This window comes from uncultured Halomonas sp., assembly GCF_947501415.1.
GTDB lineage: Bacteria > Pseudomonadota > Gammaproteobacteria > Pseudomonadales > Halomonadaceae > Halomonas.
Genome location: NZ_CANMVL010000009.1, coordinates 316,600 through 325,210, shown reverse-complemented (window position 1 = coordinate 325,210; position 8,611 = coordinate 316,600). Strand labels below are relative to the sequence as shown.

Below are 8,611 nucleotides of genomic sequence, written 5' to 3'. Positions count from 1 at the left end.
ACTATGAGCAACAGAGTCAAGCCAAGAAGGTGGCCTGACTCAAACCAACGGGTCTCCGAGAAAGCCGGTACGGTTCAGTTTATGCTGAAACCCGTGCTTCGAGCGTGGAGCAATTCGATGGGTGAGCGATAAGGATGAGCGATAGGGGTCGGAGTACTCCCGCCCGGAGTGGAAGTGGCGGCACTGGCCAGTGGTGATGCCGTGTAAATGAACTTTTAGTGAAGTCGATTTTCATCTCGGGCCATTCTGCTGGCTTCAGTAACCTCAGGAGACCACCCATGTACGTAAAGCGGGATGCCAGCGGTCGTATCGCACAGGTCAGTCGAGATAAGACGCCGGAGTGTAACGAGTATGTGATGGCTGGGTCGCCGGCACTGGTGGCGTTTCTTGTCGACGAGGAGATGGGGCACGATGAGGCCTCCCTGCAGACGTCGGACCTGGCCTTCGTGCGCGTGCTGGAAGATGTGATCGGGCTGTTGATGGATAAGGGGGTGATAAATTTCACCGAGTTACCGGAAGCGGCCCAGGAGAAGATGATGGCACGACAGTCACTGCGGCGACGGCTGAATGGACTTGGCCTGGTGGGGGCCGAGGATGAAGAGGGCGGGGTGATCTGAATGGATTGAGTTGGCTCCTGCCGAGAGGGCCAAGAGTTGAGCCGAGGACGGAGTCCACATTCGTATCACAGCCCGGTGGGTGGTTGGTTCTTCGCTTCAGTCAACAAGCCTCGCCTGGTAGCCGGGCCGATCCAGCTGGCGAATGCCTGGGCCGGTGACCCCCTTGATGCCGAGCTTGAAGATCACCTCGGCCTCTTTCAGGCTGGCGACGCCCTCGGCAATGGGTATCATGCCAATGGAGTGGCAGAGGGTGGCGATTCCCCGGAGGAGTGTCTGGTGATCCAGGCTCTCGTGAAGACCCTCGACCAGGGTGGCGTCAATCTTGATGTAGCTCAGACCCAAGCCCTCGAGATCGGTAATGCGGCGGAACTCGCGACCCACATGTTCCACCCCCAGTCGGCAGCCGAAGAGCTGTAGCTCGCGACCCAGACTGCGCAGTGTCTCCAGGTCGTGGGTCAACATGGCTTCCGGCACTTCGATCCAAAGCTGGCGTGCGGCTTCCCGGTTGCCCTGGAGCAGATGGTGGAAGTCCAGCATGAAACGCCCATCGCGCAACGACGCCGGGGAGAGGTTGATGCCCAGTGGCATGCCGTGGCGATTGATCTCGCGCAGCGTCTCTCGAGCCACCGTCAGGTCCATCAGGGGTTCGAATCCAAGGCGAGAGATCCAGGGCATGAAAATATCGGCCGGGCGCCATTCGCCCTTCAGGCGCAGACGCGCCGGGCACTCGAGATGCAACAGCTGACCTTGAGCATCGAGCACCGGGTAGCGGCCTAGATATACGCCATCCTCGAGTGCCTGAGACAAGGCCTGGCGCCATTCGGCGTGGCTGTTGAAAAGTGTCAGGCGCTGAGCCCCCTTGGCCACCAGCTGGACAAGATGGCCGCTATTCTCGGCGTTGGCGAGTGCCCCGTCGAGGCTTGCCAGAAGGGCGCTCGGTTGGTCGCCCTGGGCGTAGGTGATCAACGCCGAAGGAAGCGTGAGGGTAGTCTCCTGCTGTGCCTGCTCGAGGAGGGTCAGCCGCTTGATGATCTCTTCGCCGATCAGCGCAGTATCACTGGAAGAGGGGATCAGCAGGGCGAAATCACTGCCGCTCAGACGGCCGGCAACCCCTTCGCCCACCAGCGTGCCAACCTGTACGAGGCTCTGCCCCAGCTCGTGCAGCAGCATATCGGTTTCGGCCTGCCCCAGGCTTTCGTTGACTTTCCTCAGTCGTGACAGCCGGACCATGGCGAGTGTGCCTGTGGCTTGGCGGTCGCTACACCTGAGCTTGTTGTACAACTGGTTCATGAAGGCCTCTCGATTGAGTACGCCCGAGACCGGGTCGTGCTGCAATCGCTTGCGAAGCAGGTCGAGGCGCTCGCTCTCACGGCCAAGTATCTCGGCAAGAGATTCGGAAAGGCGGTTCATGGCTTTGACCACCTTCCGCACCTCGCGCAGTCGAGGTTCGGGAGTGGTGATAAACTGGCGGTTACCAATATCGTGGGCTTGCTTTATCAGGCGTCGCAGCGGTCGGCGAATGCTACGTGCGACCCATGCAGCGAGTAATAGGCCGACCAGGCAGAGTATTCCGAACCAGCCGGCAAGCTTTAGAGTCGCGAACCACAGCGACCGATAGGCGATGTCGGGCTGGCTCTCGAGGGTCAGAGTGCTGTATCGGTTCAAGGGGTCATTAACGGTCGCATGGCCGGCCGGTGCTTCGATGTTGGCCAGGTTGACAAACCAACTCGGAACCTCGATAGACGGCTTGCTGCCCTCATGCAGGGCCACGACATTGCCTTGTGTGTCACGCAGTTCGATTCGGCGGTAGTGGCCGGAGTCAGACTGGGTGGCAAGCAGTTGGCCAATGTTATCCGGGGTCATGCTCACCTGGCTGATGGCCAGTGCCACAGCCTCGGCATTCAGACGGTTGCGTATTTCGGCTTCCTGCTCCAACTGGAGTCGGAAGCTGGTCAATCCAATATACAGGGTGCCGCTAAAGGCTAATAAGAGTACCAGGGCGATAGTCAGCCAGAGCTGCTTGATAAGCGACACGTCGATGTACTCCCCATGGGGTTGGCGTCCAGCAGTCACGCTTCAGGTCAAATATCGAGGCGTAACGGCTGCGTCAGCGCGAGCTTCTTTTAGCTGGGTGGCTCGCGACGGGTCATGAGTGTCAGCTTACAGTAGCTAACGCAGTTTTACATCAACTTACAGGTGCGCCAGACAAGGCTGAAGTTCGAGTCGGAGGAGTCGGTTGCTCTGCTCAAGACGCATCCTTATTCCCTACCCGGTCCCTCCATATCCAGTGCACGTGAGTGTCGGCCGGCATGAGAGTTTGTGGGCCGCTTGGGGCTTGCCTCGTCTCAGGTGCCCCAGGCGTGCCGTCGGCCTGAGCTTAGTGTGCCTCGCTTCTGGGTTCGTTCTGGACCGCGCCTGGCGTGAAGGGGGGGCGCCCCGCCTTGTTGAGAACCGGGTTGGCGTACTGGGTCAGCCACCACTCCCGAAGCTCGGCAGGCACCTGAGCAAGCCGTGTCTCGAAGCGCTCGCGATCGGCCTCGGTGATCTCACCAGGGTCGACAAGCTCCGCTGCGTGACCAAGGGCCTCCAGTGCCAGATAGTGGCTCGGGAATAGCTGGTAGCCTTCCAGTACCTGCCGGTCGATCTCGGCGGCGACCTCGTCAGGCGCCGTGAAGTCGGCGCTGAGCGGGGTGCCGAAGGTGAGCTTGACGCGCCCCTTGTGGCCGGTGATGCCGGCAACAATGGAGCTGATGTCCTCGTACTGACCCTTTTCGTATTTGCCGAGTGTGTGCATCGCGTGCAGTTCGCGGGCCTTCTGTACATCGCACGGATCATACTCGTAGCTGATCGCGACCGGTACCAGGCGCAGTTCGCGGATCGCCTCGCCGAGGCTTGCCTGGCGATCCTCGGCCCGCCGCGACATCGTCATCATCTTGATGATCGCCGGGTCGGTACCATCGACACCGTCCTTGGCGCGCCCCTCACGCTGGGCCATCCAGATGGAGTGATTGTCGCCGGTAATGGAGTGACGCATATAGCCGGAAAGCTTCTGGTAGGCGGCCAGCATGGCGCGCTTGCCACGTGCGCTGCGCGGCACGATGAAGCTCTTGTTGAGGCGCATCAGGTCGGTGACATAGGGCTTCTTGAGCAGGTTGTCGCCGATGGCGATGCGCACCGTGTTGCGACCCGCCAGGTAGAGGGCGTAGTTGACGAAGGCGGGGTCCAGGGAAATGTCGCGGTGGTTACCGATAAACAGATACGCCGTTGCCGGGTCGAGCCTGTCGAGTCCGGCGGTGGTGAACTCATCGGTCGTGGTGCGAATCATCCGCTCCATGTAGCCGGCGATACGCTGCTGGAACTGCTTGATGCTTTGAACGCCACGCACCTGCCGGCGCAGCGCCAGGCTTGCCAGTCGACGCGAGAGGCCAGGCATCAGGCGCGAGAGTCGCGGCAGGCGATAGCGGGTCAGGGCATCGAGCAGCTCTGGCTCCTGGGTGAGGTTCGCTAGCACCCCCGCGACCTCGTCGTCGTTGAAGGGGCGGATGTCGGCCCAGGGGTCCTGAGCGCTGCTGTCGGGTCGGTTCTCGGTCATGGTGCTTGGATGTCGCTTGCGGTGCCGGCCTCGCCGCCCAGCCAGGCAATGAGGCGTTCGGTGTTTTCGCCCAAAGCCTGGGCCATCAGTACGAAATCGGTATCCAGGCGCAGCAGGGCGTCATCGCCATCATCGCTGGCGTTGGCCTCGTCGATCAGTGCGTCGCCGAAGCGCAGCGACTTCAGCGCCAGGTCGTCATGCAGGACGAAGCTTAGCCGGCCCTCGATCTCCACCGCCAGCTTGCTGGCCTGCCGTCCGCTCTCCAGCAGTTGCTGGATCTCGTCGCTGTCGAGGTCGACCTGGCGGGCACGCAGTACGCCGTCATCGCCCTTGGCCTTAAGCTCCACCTGGTCACCCACCACCAGGTCGGCGGGGCGTGAGGCGGGGTCGGTAAGCCACTGGGTCATGGCGCGCATTGGCATTACCTGGGTTGCCAGTGGCGTGACCTTGAGACTGCCCAGGGTTTCCCGCAGTAGGTCGAGTAGCTCCTCGGCTCGCGTTCGCGAACTTGCGTTGACCCCGATCAGTCGGCGCCGGGTGTCCCACCAGAGGTCGATCTTCTGGCTGCGAACGAATGCACGAGGCAGCAGCTCCTCGACTACCTGCTCCTTGAGGGTGATCTTCTCCTGGCGGCGCAGCTTGCGCCCCTCGCGAGCCTCTACCTCGGCGGCGCGCTCGTCGACCTCTTCCTTGACGACGCTGGCGGGCAGCAGCCGTTCCTGACGCAGGGCGCTGAGCAGGCGTTGCCCCTGCAGCTCGTGGAGGCGGCTGGTGTCGGCACGACCGCCCGGGAAGGTCCAGCCAAGGCGGCGGGGATCCTGTCCGCCCAGAGGTCGCGCCGCCTGTTCGGCAAGGGCTTCTTCGAGCGTGGCGGCATCCAGCTCAGGTGCGTCGTGTAGCCGATAAAGGTGTAAGTGCTTGAACCACATGCAGCATTTTTCCCGGAGAAAAGGGCCGCCATTATCACCGAAGGGGCGCGAGGGTGCCAGCATCGATCATGAGTCAGATATAAAACGAATGTTTGAATTCGGGCGGTGTGGATGCCTAGAATCGAGCCTTTTCAGGCCAAGGAGTGATGACCCATGGATAGTCGAATTTCCTCTGTTTCACTGCGCGTGCGTGGTTACCATCTCGATGGTTATGGTCACGTCAACAATGCCCGTTATCTTGAGTTCCTGGAAGAGGGGCGCTGGGCCTATTTCGATGATCGCCCCGAGCTGTTTCATCGTCTGCAGCGCGGTGATCTGGCCTTCGTGGCGGTAAATGTCAATATCGACTACTGCGCGGCGGCCGTGGCCGGCGACGATCTCAAGGTCAGCAGCAGGGTCTGCGAGCTTGGCACGCGTAGCGCGCGCATGGCCCAGGAGATTCATCGACGTGGCGATGATGCACTGATCAGTCGTGCCACCATTACCTTCGTATTGCTCGACGTGGCCGCCAACCGTGCCATTCCCATCGAGGGGGAGCTGCATGAGCTGTTGGCTCCCCTCGTGCTGGAGTAGCGGTGGCGGGGCGGAACTCGAATAGTCAGCTCCCTTTGCCCGCGCCGGAGTGATATGATGTGCGGCTGTAAATGGCGCCCCGGGCAACGCCACGGCGGGCGGCCAACCTCCTGCAGTGCAAAGGATTCGACGACCCATGGGTGAGCTCGCCAGAGAGATTCTGCCAGTCAACATCGAGGACGAACTCAAGCAGTCGTACCTCGATTACGCGATGAGCGTGATCATCGGCCGGGCGCTGCCGGATGTGCGCGACGGCCTCAAGCCCGTGCATCGGCGCGTGCTGTTTGCCATGCACGAGCTCGGCAATGACTGGAACAAACCCTACAAGAAGTCCGCTCGCGTGGTGGGCGATGTCATCGGTAAGTATCACCCCCACGGTGATAGTGCCGTCTACGACACCATCGTGCGCATGGCCCAGGATTTCTCCATGCGCCATGTGCTGGTCGACGGCCAGGGCAACTTCGGCTCCATTGACGGCGACAGTGCCGCCGCCATGCGTTACACCGAGGTTCGCATGGCGCGGCTCTCTCACGAGCTACTCGCCGATCTGGAGAAGGAGACCGTCGACTGGGTCGACAACTACGACGGCACCGAGCGTATCCCCGAGGTGCTGCCCACCAAGGTGCCCAACCTGCTCGTCAACGGCTCGTCGGGTATCGCCGTGGGCATGGCCACCAATATCCCACCGCACAACATGGGGGAGATCATCAACGCCTGTCTGGCGTTGATCGATGACTACACCCTCACCGTCGACGACCTGATGGAGCATATCCCCGGCCCCGACTTCCCCACGGGCGGCATCATCAACGGCCGTGCCGGGATTCTCGAGGCCTATCGCACCGGCCGTGGGCGCATCTACGTGCGTGCCTGCCATACCATCGAGCATGACGAAAAGAGTGGCCGGGATCACATCATCATCGATGAGCTGCCCTACCAGGTGAACAAGGCGCGTCTGATCGAGAAGATCGCCGAGCTGGTCAAGGAGAAGCGAATCGAGGGGATCGCCGAGCTGCGTGACGAGTCCGACAAGGACGGTTTGCGGGTGGTGATTGAGGTCAAGCGTGGCGAGTCCGGGGAGGTAGTGGTCAACAACCTGTTCGCCCAGACCCAGCTGCAGACCGTTTTTGGCATCAACATGGTGGCGATCGAAAACGGTCAACCGAAGATCCTCAATCTGAAAGAGATTCTCGAGGCATTCATTCGTCATCGTCGCGAGGTGGTGACACGGCGCACCCTGTACGAGCTTCGCAAGGCTCGCGAACGTGGCCACATTCTCGAGGGCCTCACCGTTGCCATCTCGAACATCGACGAGGTCATCGAGCTGATCAAGGCCTCGCCCAATGCGGCCGAGGCAAAGGAGAAGCTGCTTGCACGAGACTGGTCGCCCGGGCAGGTCACCGGAATGCTCGAGCGGGCCGGCGCCACCTCCTGCAAGCCCGAGGATCTCGAAGAGGGCTTCGGGCTCAATACGGCGGGCAGCGAGTATCGCCTGTCGCCGGCTCAGGCCCAGGCTATCCTCGAGCTGCGTCTGCACCGCCTGACAGGTCTCGAAACCGAGAAGTTGCTCGACGAATATCTCGGTATCCTCGAAAAGATCGCCGAATTGATGGCCATCCTGGCGTCCGCCGAGCGTCTTCTCGAGGTGATTCGCGAGGAGCTGGTTGCGGTACGTGACCAGTTCGGCAATCCGCGCAAGACCGAGATTCAGGCCAGCCACCTTGACCTCTCCATGGAGGACCTGATCGCCGAGGAGGATATGGTGGTCACCGTGTCTCGCTCCGGCTATGCCAAGACCCAGCCGCTCTCGGACTACCAGGCCCAGCGACGCGGTGGTCGCGGCAAGTCCGCCACCGCCATGAAGGACGAGGATGTCATCGAGCATCTGCTGGTGGCCTCGACCCATGACACCGTGCTGCTGTTCTCCAATCGCGGCAAGGTCTACTGGCTCAAGGTCTACGAGATGCCGGCGGCCAGCCGTGGGTCACGCGGCAAGCCGCTGGTCAACATGCTGCCGCTGGATGAGGGCGAGTCGATCAATGCCATCCTGCCGGTGCGCGACTATGACCCCGAAAGCTATATCTTCTTCGCCACCGCCAAGGGGACGGTGAAGCGTACCAGCCTCGAGCAGTTCTCGCGGCCGCGCAGCGTCGGCCTGATTGCCATCGATCTCGAGGAGGGCGATCGCCTGGTCGGTGCGGCCATTACCACGGGTTCCGATCATGTCATGCTGCTCTCCTCCAATGGCAAGGCGATCCGTTTCGAGGAGGGAAATGTGCGGGCCATGGGGCGGACCGCGCGCGGCGTGCGCGGCATGCGCCTCCTCGACAGTGCCGAAGTGATCAGCCTGATTATCCCCCAGAGCCAGCTGATCGATGCGGAGGCCAGCTTTGATAGAAGGGCGGAGAGTGACGCCGAGATTGAAGGCGAGGAGGGAGCGTCCGTGGAGGCCGGTAATGGCGGCCAGATCTATATCCTGACCGCCTCCGAGAACGGCTACGGCAAGCGCAGTCGCCTTGAGGAGTTCCCGCTGCGCGGCCGTGGCGGTCAGGGTGTCATCGCCATGCAGACCAGCGAGCGCAATGGTTCGCTGGTAGCGGCCATGCAGGTCTACTCCTCCGATGAGATGATGCTGATCACCGACCGTGGCACCCTGGTGCGCACCCGCGTCGATGAGGTCTCGATCACTTCGCGAAATACCCAGGGCGTGATGCTGATTCGACTGGGTAACGAGGAGAAACTGGTCAAGACGGTTCGCGTCGATGAGCCCGAGGAGTCGGAAGAGCCTGAGGGCGCTGGAGAGGCTGAAGGCGCAGACGATGCCTCCGCCGAGGCAGGCAACGAGGGTGCGGGGTCAGACCCCGAAGAGGATTGAGAGGGGCTGACCCCAATGGAGAACCAGG

General features: G+C 61.8%; 6 protein-coding genes. 3 read left to right on the top strand and 3 right to left on the bottom strand.

Features of this window, described 5'->3' with window-relative positions:
- Positions 1-278 precede the first annotated feature (278 nt).
- A complete protein-coding gene (locus tag Q0894_RS07585; protein ID WP_299233180.1) occupies positions 279-617 on the top strand; it encodes a tryptophan synthase subunit beta like protein in 339 nt (112 codons plus the stop codon).
- 96 nt (positions 618-713) lie between these two features.
- Here Q0894_RS07585 and Q0894_RS07580 read toward each other — a convergent pair whose 3' ends face one another.
- The 3 genes from Q0894_RS07580 to Q0894_RS07570 form a co-directional block, all read right to left on the bottom strand.
- Positions 714-2,651, bottom strand: a complete 1,938-nt coding sequence (locus Q0894_RS07580; RefSeq protein WP_299233177.1) for an EAL domain-containing protein — start codon at positions 2,649-2,651, stop codon at positions 714-716.
- Between the two features lie 343 nt (positions 2,652-2,994).
- Complete coding sequence (locus Q0894_RS07575) at positions 2,995-4,209, bottom strand: 1-acyl-sn-glycerol-3-phosphate acyltransferase (protein WP_299233174.1); 1,215 nt, start codon at positions 4,207-4,209, stop codon at positions 2,995-2,997.
- Positions 4,206-5,138 carry a recombination-associated protein RdgC gene (locus tag Q0894_RS07570; RefSeq protein ID WP_299233171.1) on the bottom strand — a complete coding sequence of 311 codons (933 nt, stop codon included), beginning with the start codon at positions 5,136-5,138 and terminating at the stop codon, positions 4,206-4,208. Before Q0894_RS07570 ends, Q0894_RS07575 begins: the two co-directional genes overlap by 4 nt.
- 153 nt (positions 5,139-5,291) lie before the next feature.
- Here Q0894_RS07570 and Q0894_RS07565 point away from each other — a divergent pair, with 153 nt between their 5' ends.
- Entirely contained in the window at positions 5,292-5,711 is a 420-nt protein-coding gene (locus Q0894_RS07565) for a thioesterase family protein (RefSeq protein WP_299233168.1), read from the top strand.
- A gap of 136 nt (positions 5,712-5,847) precedes the next feature.
- Positions 5,848-8,583 (top strand): DNA gyrase subunit A, encoded by a 2,736-nt coding sequence (gyrA, locus tag Q0894_RS07560; protein WP_299233165.1) that lies wholly within the window; start codon positions 5,848-5,850, stop codon positions 8,581-8,583.
- Positions 8,584-8,611 lie beyond the last annotated feature (28 nt).

Excerpts from the sequence above, each read along its gene's own strand:
- gyrA (WP_299233165.1), top strand. The coding sequence starts at position 5,848 with ATGGGTGAGCTCGCCAGAGAGATTCTGCCAGTCAACATCGAGGACGAA.
- Q0894_RS07570 (WP_299233171.1), bottom strand. The coding sequence starts at position 5,138 with ATGTGGTTCAAGCACTTACACCTTTATCGGCTACACGACGCACCTGAG.
- Q0894_RS07575 (WP_299233174.1), bottom strand. The coding sequence starts at position 4,209 with ATGACCGAGAACCGACCCGACAGCAGCGCTCAGGACCCCTGGGCCGAC.
- Q0894_RS07565 (WP_299233168.1), top strand. The coding sequence starts at position 5,292 with ATGGATAGTCGAATTTCCTCTGTTTCACTGCGCGTGCGTGGTTACCAT.
- Q0894_RS07585 (WP_299233180.1), top strand. The coding sequence starts at position 279 with ATGTACGTAAAGCGGGATGCCAGCGGTCGTATCGCACAGGTCAGTCGA.